This window comes from Siccirubricoccus phaeus (assembly GCF_008360935.1).
Taxonomy (GTDB): Bacteria; Pseudomonadota; Alphaproteobacteria; order Acetobacterales; family Acetobacteraceae; genus Siccirubricoccus; species Siccirubricoccus phaeus.
The window spans coordinates 1-1,272 of record NZ_SRXO01000051.1; the positions used below are offsets into that span (position 1 = coordinate 1).

Here is a 1,272-nt window from a genome sequence, read left to right on the forward strand (position 1 = left end):
CTCAGGAATCCCCTCATTTTTCGTTGCGTGGTCTATAGGCGCGATTCGTCTGGGCTTGGTAGCCGTTCCAATGTGATGCGGGTTGGAGTTGTTCGGTGGGCGAGGCGGATCGGGGTCAGGCGAGGCTGGCGGAGGTGCGCGCGTTCGTGGGCGGCGTCTACGGCGGTGATCTGCACGCGAAGCGGATTGCCTCGCTGGCGGGTGCGACGCTTGGCGTGATGCATGCGGCGTCGCTCGCGGTGGCGATGATCGGCCAGGCGCTGGCGCAGGCGCGTGGACTGGTCACCAAGCATGCGATCAAGCAGGTGGACCGCCTGCTCGGCAACGCCGGCATCGATGTCTGGGACAGCTTTGCCCGCTGGGTCCCGCACCAGATCGGCACGCGGCGGGACGCGCTGGTGGCGATGGACTGGACCGACTTCGACCATGACGACCAGGCGACGCTGGTGCTGAGCCTGGTCGGCAGTCACGGTCGTGCCGCGCCGCTGCTGTGGATCAGCGTCTGGAAGGACGAACTCACCAAGCGGCGCAACGACTTCGAGGATGCCTGCCTGCGTCGCCTGGCGGAGCTTGTCCCGTCCGGCTGCCGGGTCACCATCCTGGCCGACCGCGGCTTCGGCGACCGGAAGCTGTTCGCCTTCCTGGCCGAGCTCGGCTTCGGCTACGTGATCCGCTTCCGCGGCAACATCCACGTCACCGACACCAACGGTGAGACCAGGCCCGCCGCCGACTGGGTCGGCAAGGCTGGCCGCGCGCGCAAGCTGCCCGACGCGCGCGTCACCGCCCAGGGCCAGCAGGTCGGTGCCGTCGTCTGCGTGCACGCCAAGGGCATGAAAGAGCCGTGGTGCCTCGCCGCCAGCGAGCGTGACGCGACCGCGGCCACGCTGGTCAACCATTACGCCCGCCGCTGGACCATTGAGCCGCAGTTCCGCGACACCAAGGACCTGCGCTTCGGCATGGGGCTGTCCGCCACCCGCATCGGCGACCCCAGGCGCCGCGACCGCCTGCTGCTGATCAGCGCCTTCGCCACCGCTCTGCTGACACTGCTCGGCACGGTCGGCGAAAGCCTCGGCATGGATCGCCTGCTGAAGTCGAACACCAGCGCGAAGCGCACCCATTCGCTGTTCCGCCAGGGCTGCATGCTCTACGACCTCATCCCCAACATGCCACAGCCGCGCCTTGCGCCGCTGATGCAGGGCTTCGCCAAGGCCGTGGCAGATGCCAACCTCTTCGTGCGAGCCAACGCCGGTTCAAAATGAGGGGATGGGTGAG

The 1,272-nt window shown here is 68.1% G+C and carries 1 protein-coding gene; it reads left to right on the plus strand.

Annotation, left to right across the window (positions count from 1 at the left end):
- Window positions 1–125 precede the first annotated feature (125 nt).
- Window positions 126–1,259, plus strand: a complete 1,134-nt coding sequence (locus tag E5N76_RS29245; RefSeq protein ID WP_149541508.1) for an IS4 family transposase — start codon at window positions 126–128, stop codon at window positions 1,257–1,259.
- Window positions 1,260–1,272: the final 13 nt, after the last annotated feature.